This window comes from Deltaproteobacteria bacterium GWA2_45_12, from assembly GCA_001797365.1.
GTDB lineage: Bacteria > UBA10199 > UBA10199 > UBA10199 > UBA10199 > UBA10199.
Genome location: MGPH01000013.1, coordinates 45,329 through 64,400, shown reverse-complemented (window position 1 = coordinate 64,400; position 19,072 = coordinate 45,329). Strand labels below are relative to the sequence as shown.

At 45.3% G+C, this 19,072-nt stretch carries 14 protein-coding genes and 1 pseudogene; 6 read left to right on the top strand and 9 right to left on the bottom strand.

Features of this window, described 5'->3' with window-relative positions; all coding sequences use genetic code 11:
- The 3 genes and pseudogenes from A2048_01880 to A2048_01870 form a co-directional block, all read right to left on the bottom strand.
- A pseudogene (locus A2048_01880) lies at positions 1 to 375 on the bottom strand (hypothetical protein).
- A 49-nt stretch (positions 376 to 424) separates the two neighbouring features.
- A complete protein-coding gene (locus A2048_01875) occupies positions 425 to 2,386 on the bottom strand; it encodes an AMP-dependent synthetase (GenBank protein OGP10252.1) in 1,962 nt (653 codons plus the stop codon).
- A gap of 49 nt (positions 2,387 to 2,435) precedes the next feature.
- The gene (locus tag A2048_01870) at positions 2,436 to 4,226 is read right to left on the bottom strand and encodes a hypothetical protein (GenBank protein ID OGP10251.1); all 1,791 of its coding nucleotides are present in this window, start codon (positions 4,224 to 4,226) and stop codon (positions 2,436 to 2,438) included.
- 342 nt (positions 4,227 to 4,568) lie between these two features.
- Between A2048_01870 and A2048_01865 the strand changes: the two genes are divergently transcribed.
- A complete protein-coding gene (locus tag A2048_01865; protein OGP10250.1) occupies positions 4,569 to 6,845 on the top strand; it encodes a hypothetical protein in 2,277 nt (758 codons plus the stop codon).
- Here the strand turns inward: A2048_01865 and A2048_01860 are convergent.
- The 6 genes from A2048_01860 to A2048_01835 form a co-directional block, all read right to left on the bottom strand.
- Positions 6,832 to 7,575, bottom strand: a complete 744-nt coding sequence (locus tag A2048_01860) for a hypothetical protein (protein ID OGP10249.1) — start codon at positions 7,573 to 7,575, stop codon at positions 6,832 to 6,834. The genes A2048_01865 and A2048_01860 overlap by 14 nt on opposite strands.
- The gene (locus A2048_01855; protein ID OGP10248.1) at positions 7,568 to 8,512 is read right to left on the bottom strand and encodes a hypothetical protein; all 945 of its coding nucleotides are present in this window, start codon (positions 8,510 to 8,512) and stop codon (positions 7,568 to 7,570) included. The genes A2048_01860 and A2048_01855 overlap by 8 nt, the downstream gene beginning before the upstream one ends.
- Complete coding sequence (locus A2048_01850) at positions 8,476 to 9,042, bottom strand: hypothetical protein (GenBank protein OGP10247.1); 567 nt, start codon at positions 9,040 to 9,042, stop codon at positions 8,476 to 8,478. The genes A2048_01855 and A2048_01850 overlap by 37 nt, the downstream gene beginning before the upstream one ends.
- 2 nt (positions 9,043 to 9,044) lie before the next feature.
- Positions 9,045 to 9,500: a peroxiredoxin gene (locus A2048_01845; GenBank protein OGP10259.1), complete on the bottom strand. Its 456-nt coding sequence runs from the start codon at positions 9,498 to 9,500 to the stop codon at positions 9,045 to 9,047.
- 85 nt (positions 9,501 to 9,585) lie between these two features.
- A complete protein-coding gene (locus A2048_01840; GenBank protein OGP10246.1) occupies positions 9,586 to 10,476 on the bottom strand; it encodes a hypothetical protein in 891 nt (296 codons plus the stop codon).
- 178 nt (positions 10,477 to 10,654) lie between these two features.
- A complete protein-coding gene (locus A2048_01835; protein ID OGP10245.1) occupies positions 10,655 to 11,851 on the bottom strand; it encodes an acyl-CoA dehydrogenase in 1,197 nt (398 codons plus the stop codon).
- Between the two features lie 196 nt (positions 11,852 to 12,047).
- Between A2048_01835 and A2048_01830 the strand changes: the two genes are divergently transcribed.
- The 5 genes from A2048_01830 to A2048_01810 all read left to right on the top strand — a co-directional run bounded on the left by A2048_01830 (position 12,048) and on the right by A2048_01810 (position 18,799).
- Positions 12,048 to 12,581 (top strand): endonuclease, encoded by a 534-nt coding sequence (locus tag A2048_01830; GenBank protein ID OGP10244.1) that lies wholly within the window; start codon positions 12,048 to 12,050, stop codon positions 12,579 to 12,581.
- Between the two features lie 339 nt (positions 12,582 to 12,920).
- Complete coding sequence (locus A2048_01825) at positions 12,921 to 14,057, top strand: class V aminotransferase (protein ID OGP10243.1); 1,137 nt, start codon at positions 12,921 to 12,923, stop codon at positions 14,055 to 14,057.
- Positions 14,058 to 14,062: 5 nt separating this feature from the next.
- The gene (locus tag A2048_01820) at positions 14,063 to 15,649 is read left to right on the top strand and encodes a phosphoglycerate dehydrogenase (GenBank protein ID OGP10258.1); all 1,587 of its coding nucleotides are present in this window, start codon (positions 14,063 to 14,065) and stop codon (positions 15,647 to 15,649) included.
- 54 nt (positions 15,650 to 15,703) lie between these two features.
- Positions 15,704 to 16,993, top strand: coding sequence for an adenylosuccinate synthase (locus A2048_01815; protein OGP10242.1), 1,290 nt, complete (start codon positions 15,704 to 15,706; stop codon positions 16,991 to 16,993).
- A gap of 267 nt (positions 16,994 to 17,260) precedes the next feature.
- Positions 17,261 to 18,799: a hypothetical protein gene (locus tag A2048_01810; GenBank protein OGP10241.1), complete on the top strand. Its 1,539-nt coding sequence runs from the start codon at positions 17,261 to 17,263 to the stop codon at positions 18,797 to 18,799.
- Positions 18,800 to 19,072 lie beyond the last annotated feature (273 nt).

Here is a 19,072-nt window from a genome sequence, read left to right as displayed (position 1 = left end):
CCGACAGGCTCCTAGATAACGATATTCAAAATGCGATGAAGATACTTCATTAAGGGCTACGTCTTCATAAGTAACGTTGCGAGAAAGGTCTTGAAAAAGAGGGCCCTCTTTAAAGCCATGTTTTGTTAAGATGTTTGCCACTTCACCAAATTGCCCTTTTGCTTTAAGAAACCAAAAATGTTTGGCTTCTTTCGGTTCAATAACTCCAGTTTTCATGCCTTGACAGGATCCCCAAGACATGAGTTCCACATATTTGGTGAATTCTTCCTGAGTAAGAATTTGATCTTCGAGGATTTGTTTTACTGTGGTTTCTTCCGCGCTGATTTTTGTAGCTTCATACCATCCTGTATCTATAAGTGTACGTGGACGGAGCAAGAGGGGTTATTGACAGTTTAAGTGCCCGGATATCCAGGTCGAGGTGTTGTTAAAGAACCAAGCCAATCGCATCCAACGCCTCCAAATTCTCCACCGAAGAAACATCCCCCAACGGCAACCCCAAAAATTTCTTTTTGATCGCTCCCCTCACGATTTTTGCCGAACGTGTTTTGGGGAGGGCTTTGACGAATTTGATTTCGTCCGGGGTTAATGTCTTTCCTAATTTCTCGCCGACTTTAATCTTTAAATTTTTCTTGATGTCTTCTGAAGCTTGCCCGACATCTTTGAGCACAACAAAGCAGACAATCGATTCACCCTTGATGGCATGAGGAACGCCGATGGCGGCACATTCGGCGACCAGGGGGGAATCCATGAGCGCGGATTCAATTTCTGCTGGGCCGGTGCGGTGGCCGGAGACTTTGATCACATCATCAGCGCGTCCGCGCAGAAACCAGAAGCCATCCTCATCGACAAACGCCCAATCACCATGGTTCCAAATGTTTGGCCATTTGGAAAAGTAAGTGTCCAAATAACGTTGGGGGTCATTTAAAAAACCTTTAGTCATGCTGGGTGCGGGTTTTTTGCACACTAAGTAACCCACCTCGCCACGAACTGATTTTCCTTCTTCGTTAAAAACATCGACGTCCATGCCCAAGCTCGGGCCCCCGAGCGTGCAGGCTTTTAGCGGAGAAACGGGGAGGGGAGCCAAGTGGCAGCCGACAATTTCAGTGCCGCCCGAAATATTCATGATGGGACAGCGTTTGCCCCCGATGTTTTTGAAATACCACATGTAGGATTCAGGGTCCCATGCTTCACCGGTGGAACCAAGGATGCGCAGCGATGAAAGATCGTGCTTGGTCACGTTTTCCAAATCGGCTTTTTTAAGAAGACGGATGGCGGTTGGAGAAATTCCCAAAATAGAAACCTTGTGCCGTTCCACCATGTCCCATAAGCGATCGGGCTGTGGATAATCAGGCGCCCCTTCAAAAATCACCACCGTGGCTCCGCGTTGTGTTGCGCCGATTAATTCCCACGGGCCCATCATCCAGCCAATGTCACTCACCCAGAAGAAAACGTCCTCCGATTTACAATCCATCGTGTAGGCCACTTCCTTCACCATCTGTGCCAGGCATCCGGCGTGCGTATGCACGGTGCCCTTGGGTTTTCCGGTGGTTCCTGAAGTGTAGATGACAAGGGATCGATCTTCGGCGTCCAGGATTTCTGTACCCCCTCCCCCGGCCCCCTCCCTCGAGGGGAGGGGGGTAGGGGGGAGGGTGAGAAGATCATCAAACCAAACATCCCGCCCTTCGGTCCAAGGGATGTTTTCGAACAATCTTTTGGCCACGACGACGTGTTTGACCGAGGGGGCTTGTGTCAGCGCTTTATCGGCCTGTTCCTTGATCGAAACTTTTTTCCCGCGACGTAGGGCGCCATCGGCAGTGATAAGCACCTTTACTTTGGCATCATCCAGGCGAATGGCCGTTGGTTCCGGCCCAAAACCCGAAAAAATAGGGATGACCGTGGCGCCAATTTTTAAAATGGCGAAGAAGGCCACGACCATTTCGGGAATCATCGGCATGTAGAGGGCGACACAATCGCCTTTTTTAACATCCAAGGAACGAAGCCCTGCGGCAAACGCTGCAACTTTTTGATGAAGCTCGCCGTAAGTGATTTTGGATGTGGCGCCGCAGTCGCCTTCCCAAATGAAAGCGGTTTTATTTTTGATGGAAGTTTTTTGGTGACGATCCAGGCAATTGGCAACAATATTGATCTTGCCATTCAAAAACCATTTAGCCCAGGGGAGGCCGCCTTCCACAATCTTGGTGTAAGGCTGAAACCACTCGATGCCCAAATCCTCTAACGCTGCCTTCCAAAACCATTCGATGTCTGCCGAAGATTTTTGAATGAGCGTCTTGGCATCGGCAATCCCGTTCTTTTTCATGAAGCGGGCGATATTGGAATTTTCGAGATGATCCTTCGTCGGTTTCCAGATAATGGCGTTGGTGTACATGAGGATGTTATGGCCTCACTTTTTTGTTGGAACTCATGTGCATTTAGTATCAAACCCTTTTTTGCGGGTCAATCTTCTTCCCATGCAGTTTTGTCTTCAGCCTGCCAAACATGTGCAGAGTAATATCGTGCCGTAGTTTTTTTAATTTTTCGCGCGGGGCTCCTTCAATAAGGAGTTGGGATAAAAGGGATAGGTAACTATTCCAGTCTTCCGGCTTGCAAGCGTAAATACGGTCAAGCACCTGATAAAGAATGGAAGGATGCTTTTCTCCCATGTCATTTAAATTGTTAGTAATGGCATCTACTTTGTCTTGGCTATATTGAAAGTGGGCTGTCAAATCCATCAGGTAGCGATTTTTTAACCCCTCATGCAAATGCAGGCTGTCGATTAAATGAAGGTCGATGGCTTCATGAATTTTTTGCACCAGCTGGAGATAGCTTTCTTCTTGGGGGCTTTGGGGATTGGCCATATCCAGTGGCTGACGCAGTTCCTCTGCCAAGGAAGTGGGCAGGGTTAAAATTTCACCCACGTTGAAATTGACCTGGGTTTCGGTTTGAAATTTTAATGATTGCTTGGCCAAAATGGAGGCAGTCCCCTTAATGCCTACAAAGATAAGATTGAGTTCTTTTTCTCCAACTTTCGCCAACTCAATAAGTGAGTTGACTGCCAGAAAGGCCGTTCCCTTTCGAAGATGCCCCATGTCGTTGTCGATATCCTTGGGAGGAACTGTTGTGTAATAGCCTGAATCCCTCCGTTTTCCCGAACGATCCGCGTTTCCTTCAGCTCTTGTGCCCTGGGGAAAAATGGCAAGATCAATGTCCTTGCGCGCCAGAAAAGAAGCGGCCTGCCCAAGATCAGCCACGCCTTGCTTGGCTTTTTTCCTTTCAATAAAAACCATGTCGACGGCTTCGATAAGCCTTCCCACACCTAAAAAATCATAAATAAAGGGATTATCCAAAAAATGGTCCTTGGCAGTAATGAAACGGACTTTAACCCCTCTTTTTGAAGCAAGCCGGATATGGCTTAGCGCAAAAAAGGCCAGGATGAAATCAAGCTGGCTTTTGTGATTGAAGACGAGAATATTTTTGCCTGTGAGATTTTGCAGTTTTTCAGAACCTATTATCTCAAATTGAGCGCCTACCACCTGCAGAAGGCGTTTACCCCACATGGAAGCAAACGGATCAAAGACTTCACGGGCATATTCATGGCCCACATATTTGAGGGCTTTTAAACAAACATGGGCCAAATGAGCCGTGTCGCCGATAAAATTGAGCGTTGGTTTTATACTTTTTTGGCTACGCCCTGTTTGCCCAAACTGGATTCCCAGGGGGGAGATGGTCTCCATTTTTTCCGGAATGGAATAAAAAAACGGCCCCAAAAGATTTTTGTAAATGTCGAAAAAGAGGCGTGGATGAAGCGATGGATTGGTACGCAGAATTTCGGCCATTTTAAGATTTGTAAGAATTTCGTGATGGATGGTGTAAAAGGTAAGAATAAGAAGAATAAGAGGATAAATTTGGTTTTCTCCAGGGGCTTGATTATGAATGAGCGAGCGAATGTTTGTAATAATAAGGTAAGCGGTAACAACAAAGCCCAAGCTGTAGTTTCGTGGGGAGCGAATGATATATTCATAGTTGCCCAGGAGGTAATTAATTTTGCCCAAGAAATCGGGACCTTTTAAGTTGTGATCGTCCCTTTGTCGGCGTTTGATCCCCATGATGTTTCGGGTGAGGCGTAAGGGATAAGAAAGAAGAAGCCATAAAAATGAAAAAAGTTTGAAAGCAACCAAGCATAAAGGGGTAAGATAAAGTAGAATCAAAAAGATCCAAATGCAAACCATAGCTATAGACGTTAACGAAAACTTCGTGAGGGGTCAATCGATGACTGGAAATTTTGTAAAGCTTCAGTCATTGGTGGCAAAAGGTACTTAGGCATTTGTGGAAACGGGCACGGAGAAAATCCCCCTTAATCCCCCTTTTTAAAGGGGGATGGGTAGAAGAAGAAAAAAAATTATATTTTCCTGGTTCATCCCCCTTTAAAAAAGGGGGTCAGGGGGATTTGTTCCCGAATTTCCGTAACTGAAGGATTGCAGATTTTTCAATTTTATTGACGCGCTTGAAAGTGCCCCCTACAATGCAAAATTATTGATTCTTTTAAAAATTTGAACGAATCAATCTTGCCTATGAAACGGTCAGCTCTTTTTTTGATTCTTTTTGTATTTCTTGGAACGAGTTGTGATTCTTTAAACTCAGTAAAAAATCTTGTGACGCGTCATTTAGCCAAGTGGGGCTTGGTTGATAAGGAAGATCAGAAATCCAAAAAGGAAAATAAAACGTCCGCACAAAAAAGTCTGCCTTCCTCTCTTTCTCTTCCGGATGAAGCTCAAGTATCTTTTGGCCAGGTGGAAGCGGAAGCTTTAGATCAAGTTCCGGAAGACATCCCAACCCCGGTTCCGGATTCTGATTCCCAAGAAGCGCTTCCCAATCCAGAGCCAGCTGTTGTTGCTCCGGAAACAATGCCCCAGGTTCCTAGTGCCCTTGTCAGCAATCTTGCGGGCTTGCTCGATAGTATCGTTCGGTTTGGAGGGATGCCCCATTTTATTTCTTACGATTGTGGCGTGGTGCTGATGGGGTCTCATCAAAAAATATCGGTTTTGGATGAAAATCTAAAAACATTAGCGGCACAATTTACAAAGGCTCCTGTTTATCAAGCTGCGTGTGGCCTTACCGACGGCAAGACAAGGTTTTATCTGGCAGAGTTGGGAAACATCCTGGAAGTTTTTGAAATGGATGCCTCCTTCCAGATAAGTTCTTTGGGTTCGGTAGCGATGTTGGGAACCGTTCATTTTTTTAAAAACTCTAAAAACCAGATTTATGCCTTTGTTGCTGCTTCTGACAAAGTCCAAATGTATGCCCTCAATTCGGTAACGGATATGGTTTTAATTTCCGAATTGCCTGTTAAGGAAGTATCCAATCTTGTCGCTTATCAAGGGTATTATTATCTCGCTGAAGAGAATCGCATTAAGGTGGTGCGAGAGGCTGATTTTTCTGTCTTGTCCGAAATTCCTTTTGACAAGCCTTTTGTTCTTTTGGATGTTTGGGAAGAACAAAAAGCGGCTTTTTTAGTGGTTCTTGTTAAAAATCCTTCCACACAGTCTTTAGATTGGCTTCAGTTGGTTCCCTTGTCCGGCTCCGGTGGCATTTCTGATCTAGGCCGTTTGTATGCTTTAGGGGAGTCGGCCGATGATTTTTCGCCTGATATAAAAAATAACAAAATTATTTTTTGGAAAAATCCCGATCAGGTTTTCAATTTTGATTTAGTGACAAAACAGGGTTCCGTTCTTTCCTTGGCGGATAAGGCAAACATCATTTCTCTTGATGCCAAAAATGACAAAGTGGTTGTTGCCCATGAAAATGGGGTTTCTCTTTATCATCAGGCAGAATCCGGGGAAGAAAGCTCTTTAAAAGGCAGGACCCCTTTGGCGTTTCAAGGGGGAGCCAAGACGGTACAAAAACTTTCCAAAAGTGCCGAACTTTCCCTGCCCGGCCGAATTTCTAGTATCTTGTTGGCAGGGGAACGGGCTTATTTAAGAGGGGATAAGGGATTTTTTATTGTTCCTTCCATCAAGTCCGATCCTATTGAAATTTTATCCCATACAATAAAAAATTTGCCAGCCCAAGCCCGTATCATGGCTTATGGCGGGGGATCCTTTTGGGCTTTTAGCGAGGATACCGGAAAAATTTACCAGGTTTCTTCAGATTTTAGTTCATCCTCGATGTTGGCTTTGCCGGCTCAAAAAATCCAGGCCATGGCCTATGCGGTTATTGGAGATCAACAGGCTCTCTTTTTGGCCAAAAACAAGTCAAATGGGGTTTCGGAAGGAAGTTTGTCTGTTTATACTTTAGGAAAGAAAATTCAGAAATTGGCTGAATTGAAAACCCCCCCTCTTTTTTCTATAGAAGCTCTTCCTTTGCAGAACAAAGTGTTGGCTGCTTGTGGAGAAAAAGGTGTTTGTGTTTTTGATTTTGGCTTGGGACTTAACAAGCTGGCCTTATCAACAACAATACCTGCCATAAAGCCCGGCTTTCAAGCTCTGGGTGTTCGTCTGGCACCCCACCAAAAAACGGCCTATGTTTTTTACAAGACGGATCAAGGGCAGGTCAGTGTTGCGGTCATGAATATACTTCCCAATATCACGGTGGCTTCCATCTTAAACAAGCTTGCCATGGACAAAAATCAATTCATGGGACTTTCTTTTTCCATGGGGGGGAACACATTGTTGTTGCCCCATGCTTTTGGCGTTAGTTTTTTTGATATGACCCATCCTGCCAAACCAAAACTGATTCATGCCTGGGAAGTGGGCGCCACTTTTGGAGTGGATGTCACAAACCGGGGCAAAACCATTTGTGTTGCTTTGGGGAGTGGAGGAGTGGCGTGTGGTAAGTTTAATCCACCGTAATTGAGAAATCATCCAGTTTGGGATCAAAAGCCGGAGGAGGGGATTCTTTTTTTACTTTAGGTTCTTCTGGGGTTTTCCCATCATATTTCACATTGGAAAGGGTGATCGATTGTGTTGTGGGTCGGGTGAGGTCATCAAGCTTCAAATCTTTTTCCAAGGGGTTTGTCAGGAGAAATTCTTTTTTGAAAAAGAAGGATTTCCATTCAAAGGATCTAAAATTGGCCAGATTGGTGGTGGCTGGAAAAAACACATCAATTTTGGTGTTGTTGCCGCTACGGACAATTTGAGGATATTCCAGTTTGTTTCTAAGGTCGGCAGATATTTCTTCCCACACTTTTTCTCCCAAAAAACGAAGATGATTAATGGCAATATGCTTTTTGTCGACATTGTCACGAACAATCCATCGGTCTTTATTGGGATTAAGTTGAATATTCTGGGAACTTTTATTGGTAAGGACAATGTTTAATATTTTGTAGCCAGGAATCAAATTATCAAGTTCAGGTTGATAAATGGCATCAATGGCAATGCCCATGGAAGGAATGTTCAGCCCGGTTTCGGATTCAATGTATTTACTTTTTTTGGTCGAAGGTGTTCGGGAAGAAGAATCTGTTCTGGAATTGGAAGGGGCTCTGGCCATAGCCAGTGAAGAAGATAAAACGGCAAAAAAGCTTATCAAGAAAATTTTCAGGATGACTTTTTTAATTCGCATGGGGAAAAAACATTTAATCATTGTTTTGAAAGCAATAACACAACCATTCCTTTTTTTGGACTTTTTTTATTAACGTAAGCCGGGCGAAATAAGGTTCAAAGCTTTGGGCTTCTTCAACAGTAATGCCTGAGGCAATAAGAAATCCACCCTTGTTTATCTTTGAAAGAAGTTCTTCTTTTAAATAAATAAGGGTTGAAGCCAAAATATTAGCCAAAAGACAATCGTAACAATCGGGCACTTCCTTCAAATTTTGATAAAGTTGAATATGGTTTTGATTGTTGAGGGCGATGTTTTCACGGGCGTTATTAAGGGCTTGGGGATCAATTTCAACACCATCTACTTTGGAAATTCCATTTTGCGCTGCAAAAAGAGCCAAAATGCCACTACCACACCCCACATCGAGTACGGATTGTATTTGTTTTCGTAGGGGCGCAGCTTGCTGCGCCCGTGATTGAACAAAATAGGGCGCAGCAAGCAGCGCCCCTACAAATATTTCCGCCACTAACTGTGTGGTCTCATGCCTTCCCGTCCCAAAAGCCATCCCGGGCCGGATGATGATAGAGTGAACATCGGGGATTTCTAAATGAGATTGATTCATATCCTTCGGAGGCACAATCCATGTGCCTGGAATAAGTTCCAAGGGTTCGAAGGGAACAATATTTTGTTTGATGGATTGAAGGGTGATGGTGGTGGCATGTAAGGGCAATTCATGAATTGCCCTTACAGGAAAAGAATCCAAAAACTGACTCAGAGGTTCTTTGGCATCGAAGTAGGCTTTAATAATGACATAATCCTTTTTGTCAGAAGGCAATTCTTCAAGTCCCAAGGCCCCCTGTTGGTAGAGAATCCCCTGAAGGGGTTCCAAAACGTCTATTTTTATTTCAAAAGTGATGACATGGTAGGCTGGATTTTTTTCGGCCATTATTTCAAAATCTCTTTTAAAACCTTGCCGGTCCATTCAGCGACTTTTTTCATTTGTTCAATGCCGGGTTCCAGCGAGGTTCGTAATGAAATCAACTGGGACACGGCGTCATCCAGGTTTTTGGGAAGCATGCCATCAATGTATTCCTTTACTTTTTTGGAAACGGCGGGGGCTTTTCCGCCCGTGGAAATGCCGATGGATAGATCGCCGCGGGTAATAAGGGCGGGGAAGAAAAAATGACAATACTTGGGGACATCCACTGTATTGCACAAGATGCGTTTTTTGGTGCAGGCCGAAAAAATCTCTTTTTGAAGATCGGCCTCACTGGCCGCCACAATGACCATATCCATTCCTTTTAAATCTTCCATGGCCCACTCACGCTGATGGATTGTCAAGGGCGCGCTTTGGGCCATGTCGTGTATTTCTGGATCAATGCGTGTGGCGACAATAGTGATTTTTTTTACAAAGGGTAAAAGGCGTTTGATTTTGTCCTTGGCCAAAGTGGTGGCACCAACAATTAAAATGTTTTTTTGTGTAAGATTGATGAATAGTGGAAAGTGGGGCATATTCATTCTCCCAACGCCTTTAATGCTTCTTCAATATGTTTTTGTGCCTGAAATTGGGATGAAAAAACATGCTTGATGACGCCCTTTTTATCAATCACAAACGTGGTTCTGCCGGGGATAATTCCCATGGTTGATTTAACGCCGTAGAGTTTTCTTACTTTTCCGTCGGAATCAGCCAAAAGCAAAAACGGCAGTTTATATTTTTGAGAAAATTTTTGATGGGAAGCCACCGAATCGGAACTTACTCCCAAAACAACAGCTCCTTTTTTGCGAAAGACTTCATATTGGTCTCGAAACGAACACGCTTCTTTGGTGCAGCCGGGGGTATCATCCTTCGGATAAAAATAAAGAACGATGTTCTGCCCCTTGAAATCACTTAAAGAAACATTTTTTCCTTCTTGTGAGGGCAGGGTGAAGTCGGGGGCTATGGAGCCTGTTTGTAAAAGGAATGTGAGCATAAGAATAGAAAACATTGGTTTTGATTTTGTAAGGGCAATTCATGAATTGCCCTTACAGAAGGGCTGATACTTCCGTAAAACGCCCTTACCGTTTTTTAAACCTTCCAATTCCCAAATAGCGCCCAATGTTGGCACCCGCATCCACAATGGGTTTAATGTGTCCATCCCTTGAGGTCATAATAGTCTGAACTCCGGGGCCGTGGCCTGCCAAATAAGAATTCCCATGCACGACAACGGCAATGGAAACAGCTCCTGTCTTGTAGGACCATCCATAGGTTGATTCGTGGTCAATAATGGCGACCAAATCCCCATAACGTAATTTGTCCAAATTATATTTTTTGATGATTTGTGGATCGCTCGTCTGAATGTCGTAGTCCCCTTTAAACGAATCGTTATGACCCAAACCAGAACCCATAAGGCTTGCCGGGGCATGGGCGACCACGGGCACGGAAATGAAATCTTTCCCCGCTTTGACGGGAATTTTGTGGAGTAGTTTGGGGGAAAGGCTGGTGAGGGTGATTGTGGGGTAGTCTATAAGTTTTAATCCCTGACCCGTGCCGCGAATAAGGATTTTGTCGTCATAAGTTAATTTTTCTAACACGGCTTGGGGGAAATCGATGATGACATGCTCCACGCCACCATGGTGGCCAACCACTGTTCCTTTTTTCCTCTTGGCGGCTCCTGAAAGAAGGGTGGCTTCGTTTCCAACACAACTATAAACATTGTAACTTAAATTAGGGTTGGCTGTGCGCCGGTCGTTAAACCCGCCGGCAATGGAGGAAACCCCAGATTCCAGATGGTCCCCGACAAAATCATAAACCGAGTCTCCTATCAAAATATTGTAGGTAATACCTCCTACCGAAGGAAGCATGACAGCTTGTCCATCGCGGCAGACTTCCCATCCAAAAGCAATGGGAGGAATAATTCCGCCCTGAAGGGCCACTTGAGGAAGATTTTTTTCGTTTGTTTTGAGCATTTTATTATTCCTCGTATGATTTCCCCCTTTAAAAAAGGGGGACTAAGGGGGATTTGTTTCCGTTTTTATCGACGTTCCTGTGGGTATGTTCAGAAACGGTTGCGGGCATTGGTTACGGGAACAAATCCCCCATACCCCCTTTTTTAAAGGGGGATAACACGGGAGAGTAGAGCTAATTCTAAAACCCCTGACTCTTGGCGATGATCTCGCGCATGATTTCGCTGGTGCCACCCCCAATGGATAACAAACGCACATCGCGGTAGAAGCGGGAGATGTCCGTTTCTTGCATGTAACCCATACCCCCAAAAAATTGGGTGCATTCATAGGCAATCTTATTGGCCAATTCTGAAGAAATTAATTTGGCCATCGATATTTCTTTAACACAGGGGATGTTACGGTTAAACAGATCGCATGCGCGATAAGTTAATTCTTGGCAAGCTTCAGTCTCAGCCCAGCTTTGGGCAAAGCGTTGGCGCCATACTTGGAAATTGATGATGGGTTGTCCAAAGGCTTCTCTTTGTCGGCCATAGGCCAGGGCGTCTTCTAACATCATGCGACAGCTTGCGGTGCCCATAATGGCGGCGATCAGCCGTTCCCCCTGGAAGTTTTGCATGATGTAATAAAAACCGCGATTTTCCTCACCCAGCAAATATCTTTTATGGATACGGCACCCTTGAAAAGAAAGTTCCGCGGTGTCAGAGGAATCGTTTCCCATCTTTTTTAATTTGCGGCCCACAGAAAATCCGGGAGTCGTATTTCCTTTTTCATCCTTGGTGGGAAAGATAAGAAAACTAATACCTTGGTGGGCATTATTCCAGCTTTCCTTGAGTGCACCTCCGGTGCGGACAGCCAGGACAATATAGTCGGCGCGCGACCCGTTGGTGATAAACATTTTGGCCCCATCCACAATATAATAGTCCCCCTCTTTTTTGGCCGTAGTGCGGATGTGAGCCACATCGGAACCCGTATTTGGTTCAGTAACCCCCAAGGAAAGAATTTTTTCGCCCTTAATAGCAGGAACAAGGACTTCCTGTTTTTGTTCTTCGGTGGCTAATTTGGCAATGGCGGGTGTGGTGATGTCGGTTTGCACAAACACATCCATGACAAAGCCATGCATGCGGCAGGCAAGCATTTCTTCGGCAAAGACCACTTTGTACCAATAATCGCATCCACTTCCCCCATACTTTGGGTCGTGAGTAATTCCTAAAAAACCTTGATCTCCCAGTTTTTTGAACACATCCCGCGGGACTGATTTTTCGGATTCCCACTTTTCTTTATAGGGGAGTAATTCTTTTTCAACATAAGTGCGGACTGTTTTGCGAAAAATTTCGTGTTCAGGGGTGAAACCCAAACGATTCTGGTGATGTGTAAGCATTTTACTTTGGTAACATGACTGTTTTGCCAGGGGCAAGAGATAAAATTTTGTCCGGAATAATTTCCCGAAAAACTTTTTTTAAAACATCCCAAACAATAACGTTGACACCCCTTGCCTTAAAACAATATAAGCAACCCCTATTTACCGCGGGGTAGAGCAGTCCGGTAGCTCGTCGGGCTCGATCCGCGAAATTGACATGGATACCAAGCTAAAGGGTGATCTGGCTGAACAGGCCACCGTGCTTCATTCATTGAAGCGGGGTTGGGGGGTACTCAAGCCCATCGGAGACAGGTTAAGCTATGACCTGGTTTTCGATATTAATGGTGTGCTTTCCAAGGTCCAGGTGAAGTCAGCTTGGTTTGACCGTATTAAAGGCAATTATGTTGTCGATAATCGTCGAACCAAAACAAATCGGCGAAAGATGGTTCGTAAAAATTATCTTTCCAGTGATTTTGACTTTGCTCTTGTTTACATAGAGGAATTAGATCTCTTCTATGTTTTCCCTAGTAAGGTATTTATTGGCTACGGCAGTGAAATTCACTTAGTCGAAGCCTCCAAGCGCCAAAGGAAGCCAGCTTCTGCAAGCTATCGTGACGCTTGGAAATTAATTTCGCAGTGGGCTGTACAGAAGGAAACTTTTGTACGAAAACCTGTCAAACTCGGGGAAGCCGTTAGCAGGGTAATCCCGAGCCAAGCTCAGCCAATGTTAAAATTGGTTGAGAAGGTGTAGAGACTTGATGGCAGGCACCTAAAACATCTCTATGAGATGGTATGGTGAAGGTAAAGTCCAGGCCACGAATTCTTAAATTTTAAGGAGCAACGAAAGTTGTCGTGGTAAGCATAACCCGAAGGTCCTTGGTTCAAATCCAAGCCCCGCAACATTTTTTAGGGGCTCGCGTCGCCCCCTCCACTGGCAAAGCCAGATGGAGCCTCCCCTTCAACGGCCCTTTGGGCCTGTTAAAGTGGAAGGTTTCATTACAATTTTATAAGCTGAGTTATGACAAGTGATTTATGAGAAGGAGAATTTTTTTAAATCTCATAACTCATAACTCATAACTCATAACTTTCCATGAAATACCGCCTTTATGCTCCCGGTCCCACCCCTGTTCCCGAAGATGTTTTAACCGAGATGGCCAAACCCATTTGGCACCACCGCACTCCCGCCTTTGAAAAAGTAATTGAAGAAGTAAGAGCCGGCTTAAAGTGGTTGTTTCAAACCAAGGAAGAAGTTCTTATTTTTGCTGCCAGCGGTACCGGGGCCATGGAAGGCTCCATTGTCAATTTAATGTCCAAGGGAGATCGTGCCCTGGTTGTGGATGGAGGCAAGTTTGGTGAGCGTTGGTGGAAAATTTGCAAGGCGTATGGTTTGGAACATGATGTTATCAAGGTCCAGTGGGGTCAGGCAGTCAAAGCCAGTGAGATTGAAGCAAAACTCAAGGAAAAAGACTATCGTGCAGTCTTTGTGCAGGCCTCCGAAACTTCTACTGGTGTGGCTCACCCCATCCAAGAGATTGCCGCCATTGTCAAAAAATTTGATCAAACAGCCTTAGTCGTTGATGGCATTACCGGTGTGGGTGTGTTCCCCCTTCCCATGGACCAGTGGGGTATTGATGTTTTGGTTTCGGGTTCCCAAAAAGCGCTTCAATTACCTCCGGGGCTTTCCTTTGCAGCCGTAAGCCAGAAAGCCTGGGGTTTCATTGAAAAGAGCGATCTGCCAAAATTTTATTTCAATTTTAAAACCGAAAAGAAAAATATCCTGGAAAATACCACCGCCTGGACACCCGCTGTAAGCCTTATTCAGGGGTTGCGTGTGGTTCTTCAAAACATGCAAAAAGAAGGTTTGGAAAATATTTTCAAGCGTCATCGTATCATGGCTAGTAGCGTACGTGAGGCGGCCAAGGCTGTGGGCTTGAAACTGTTTGCGCCCGAATCACCGGCTGATTCAATCACCGCTATTTATGGCCCTGAAGGAATGAATTCCGGGGATATTGTGAAAATTTTGCGCAATCAATTCAATATGACCATTGCCGGCGGGCAAGATGCCGCCAAGGGGAAGATTTTCCGTATCGGTCATTTGGGTTATTACGATGCCATGGATATGATCACCGTTTGGTCGGCCATTGAAATGGCGATGGCTAAAATGGGTTACAAGTTTGAACTGGGTAAAGGTGTGGCCCGAGCGATGGAAGTTGTAGGAGGAGCATAAAAATGATGCGTGTATTAATTTCCGATAAATTATCCGAAGCCGGTTTGGCCATTTTCAAAAGGGCCCAAGGGGTTCAGGTTGACTACCAACCAGGCCTTGGAAAAGACATTCCCAAACTTAAAGAAGCCATCAAAACAGCCGATGCCATTGCCATCCGCAGCGGCACCACATTAACAGCCGACATTTTGGAGTGTGCCGGAAAGCTTAAGGTGATTGGCCGTGCGGGCATTGGTGTGGACAATGTCGATGTGGCGGCTGCCAGCAAAAAGGGCATCATTGTCATGAACACCCCCTTTGGCAACACGGTAACCACGGCAGAACATGCCATTTCAATGATGTGTGCCCTTACCCGCCAGATTCCCCAAGCCACGGCTTCCATTAAAGCCGGCAAGTGGGAAAAAAACCGTTTCATGGGGAGCGAACTTTACGAAAAAACCTTGGGGGTTATCGGTTGCGGCAACATTGGTAAAATTGTGGCCGATCGCGCCAAGGGGTTGCGCATGAATGTGATCACCTTTGATCCTTTTTTGACCGACGAAGTTGCTGAAAAAATCGGTGTCACCAAGGTTGATCTGGATACTCTTTTTAAAGATGCCGATTACATCACCCTCCATATTCCCAAAACTGAAAAAACAGCCAATCTTTTGAACAAAGACACTTTTGCCAAGATGAAAAAAGGGGTTTACATTATCAACTGCGCGCGTGGAGGCATTATTAATGAACTTGATCTCGCCGATGCCATTAGCTCTGGCCAGGTGGCGGGTGTGGCCCTTGACGTGTTTGCCAAAGAGCCGGTTGACCCAAACCATCCCTTGCTTAAGCTTGATCAGGTTATTTGTACTCCTCACTTGGGGGCTGCTACTGAAGAAGCGCAAGAAAATGTGGCTTTGGATGTGGCTCATCAGATTGTGGCCTATTTGACCACGGGGACGGTGCAAAATGCGGTCAATTTCCCCTCGGTTTCCGGTGAAATCATGAAAGCTTTGGCTCCCTTTCTTCCTCTGGCTGAAAAATTGGGCAGTCTTCAGGGACAATTGGCCACCGAATCGCCCACTGAAATTGTCGTAGAACTTACCGGCGAGTTAAGCAGGTTGCCGGGGGCTCCCATCATGGTTTCGGTTTTACGAGGGGTGTTAAAACCCATTCTGGGAGATGATAGTGTCAACTTGGTCAATGCTCCCAGCATTGCCAAAGAACGTGGTATACGAGTTACAGAAATGAAGATAAGTGATCACGAAGATTTCTCGTCCCTGATTACCGTGAAACTTAAATTTAAAGACAAAGAGCAGATTGTTGCAGGAACCATTTTTGGGAAAACCCACCCGCGTATCATTCGTGTGAATGAATACGATTTTGAGGCCGTTCCCGAAGGATGCATTTTAATCATCCGCAACCAGGATACCCCCGGAGTTGTTGGAAATGTCGGGACTCTGTTGGCCAAGCATAAGATCAATATTTCGCGCTTGCAACTTGGTTTGGCCGGAAAACAGGCCATGGCGTTTTATAGTGTGGGGGGCATCGTTAATACCGATGTTCTTGATGAAATCAAAAAAGTGCCCGGTATTGTTTCAGTGCAAAAAGTGGTGTTATAAATTCTCTCATTCCTTATGTAGGGGCGAAAAATTTTTCGCCCCTACTGCAAATTCATGTCACGAGTCATTATCGTAGGAACCCAGTGGGGTGATGAAGGCAAAGGTAAAATCGTTGACCTGTTGACCGAAAATGCCGATGTCGTGGTGCGGTTTCAAGGGGGCAATAATGCCGGGCACACCCTTGTGGTGAATGGTGAAAAAACGGTGTTGCATCTTATTCCTTCCGGAATTCTTCGGCCAGAGGTTGAATGTGTCATTGGTAATGGTGTTGTCTTGGATCCCGAAGTTTTCTTAAAGGAAGTAGAAGGCCTTAAGGCCAGGGGACTTCTGAAACAAAAGAGCCAGTTGGTGGTTAGTGATCAAGCCCATCTTATCATGCCCTACCATCGCCGGCTGGATGTGTTGCGTGAAGAACGAAAGGGCAGAAATAAAATTGGCACCACCGGACGTGGCATTGGCCCTGCTTACGAAGATAAAATGGCGCGCAAGGGGATCAGGATGTGTGATTTGGAAAGCCCAAAAGTTTTTCGTGAAAAGCTGGAGGCCTTGCTAGAACGCCGCAACGAGCGACTCATGAAAATGTTTCAGACTCGTCCTTTTGACGTTGATGAAATTTATCATTCCTATTTGGACATGTATACTGACATCAAACCTTACGTTGCCAACACATCTATTTTAATTCACAAACGCATTCGTGAAGGAAAAAATATCTTGTTTGAAGGGGCCCAAGGTACAAGCCTTGATGTGGACCATGGCACGTATCCTTTTGTGACCTCCTCAAACACCGTGGCTGGAGGAGCGCTGACGGGTGCAGGCATTGGTCCTACTTTTATTGATGAAGTTATCGGGGTGACCAAGGCTTATACCACACGCGTGGGCATGGGGCCTTTCCCCACAGAATTAAATGACCAAACAGGAAAACAATTACAAACCAAAGGCCATGAAGTTGGTTCAACCACGGGACGTACGCGGCGTTGTGGATGGCTTGACCTTGTGGTGCTTCGTCATGCGGTGCGTGTGAATGGATTGACGGGCTTGGTGATTACCAAGCTGGATGTGCTTTCTGGTTTTAAAACCATCAAAATAGCCACCCATTACACCTTGGATGGCAAGGTGATTGACGAGCTTCCCTGTAATTTGGAACAACTCGACCGCTGCCAGCCGGTCTATGATGAATGCCCAGGATGGAGTGAAGAATTAACCCCCTTAAAAAACATGAATCAAATGCCAGACGGTGTAAAAAACTTTGTCAAAAAAATTGAAGAAGCCTTGCAAATCCCTGTGATCCTTCTTTCCTTGGGCCCGGAGCGTGGCCAGGAAATCATCCTAAAAAATCCTTTTTAAAAACAATCGGACATGGTGAGCTCCGTCGAACCATCACTCGCTTGATGCCGAGAATCATGGTTCGACTTGCTCATGTCCGTATAAACAAAAAAGATCCCGAGGTTCCCACTCCCCAATTTCAGGTTTTTGAGGCCTAGAAACCTACTTTGGATGCAGCGCTCCAATTTTTAAATTATAAAAAAGCCAAATAATTACATGAGTTTTATATTAAATTTAATCCCTCTATCTTGGCATGGGGCCTGCATTATCAGGGGTTGAGATTAATTTATGGCACCAGTAATTGACACTAATATTCCCCAACCAGCTGCCGAGCCAGCGCCTCCTGCCGCAGATGCTCCTCCTCCTGCTCCTCCCACAGATGCAGCCGCAGCGACAACAGGTGCTGATGCAGCGGGAAGTACCCCCGAAACTCCTCCTCCGGCTGCCGGTTCGGAAGGTTCTGCAGATTCTGATCTGGATTCAATTCATACGCAAACTTACACTCCTGAGGATGCCAATGTTACAAACGCCGATGGCACTGAAAGCCATGTTCCAAGTTCTACTTCCAAAAACCCGGCTCCTCCCACTCCCAAAATTCCTGTTTCTCAATACTTAAACCCGGATGGTTCAGTAAGAGACCCCAATGCCCTGTTTAATTCGGTGCAGGGTCTTCTTAATAATGGTTTGGAAGAGTCGCAATTACTTTCAGCCCAATGTGGTGAAACACTTAGCAGTACTTTTCAGACAAATAATGAAGAAGAAGAAAAGAAACTGGCCGCCCGTAAGGCCAGGACGCGAGCTTCTTCTTTTCAGATTAAACAAACTCTTCAAGCTTTAAAAAATGTCAATCCCCGTGGATTATCGACCGAGCAAAAACAAATTTTGTCGGAAATGATGAAGGATGGCCAAGAAACCCTGGCCTTGATAACAAAAAATTTGGCCACAGCCGATACCCAAAGCTCCGCTGAAAAAGGGCGAAAAGACAATAAAGGATTAAAAGATTTATGGTTTAAAGGAGCTAAATCTGAGGTTGTTGTGCAAGCTCCCAAAGTCCCCACTGTAAAAGCAGGCGATTTGGCCAAGCACGATGACGCCCGAGCCAATGGTTATGCCAAAACCAGCCCTAAAGCGGAGGGAAAAAAGCCTGAAAGCCCCGTTAAACAAGCACTTAATTCTCACCGCACAGCTGAAGAACAAGTAGCCCAAGGGAAACAACGAGTGGCCAGTGAGGCTGTTAAACCCAATGTCAAAGTGGTGGAACAAGCTGTAGCGCGCTATGTGGCCACTGAGAAGCGATTGGAAAACAAGAAAAAATTTGGGGCCCGAGAAGGTTTGGCCCGTACTTCCAAAGAATTAAGAAAAGCCATGAATAAAGGCACCGCGGAATCAGCGGCTGATACAATGCAAGAAGGTGCCTCAGGTGTGGCCTCTGCTTTCCGCAGGTCACAGCAAAACTTGTTTAATGACATGATTTGCGGTGGGTTTACTCTTTGCGAAGATGCGGATGAAAATGTGGAAAATATTGGTGAACGTGAAGTAGTCACTTTGGATAAATTTGTCGCCCAAAATGGCAGTCGTTTGGATGCTGCCCTTCCCGTTTATGAACCCAAGGAAGTTAAAGCCGATGATTCCTTGCGCTATGTTCGAGGTTTAGAACGTTACGTCGCCCAAGCTTCCTATGACTATGCGCCCGGCAACACCGAAATTTACGGTGGCGCCCGCGGTTATTCACGAAATGGGGCTTATTTAAGTCAAAGAGAACGCGAAAAAGAAAACACCTTCTTCATGGGCCACCTTCAACAAACCCGCCCGGAAATGCACGCGTAATCTACTGATTCCCGTATTATCCCCCTTTATAAAAGGGGGACACAGGGGGATTTTCTCCGTATTGTTTTCTGCATAAGAACAAATATAAAAAGTCGGGAACGGAAACAAATCCCCCTTATTCCCCCTTTTTTAAAGGGGGACGAGTCGGGACAAGTCGGGGATTTTCCTCCCCGCTTTCTTCTCTAAACTGGGGGCTCCATGGCTTCTAGATGTTTTCCCCATCCAGAAAATAAAAATTTATTCAGTAAAACATAGCCTTATATATGTGTCTGG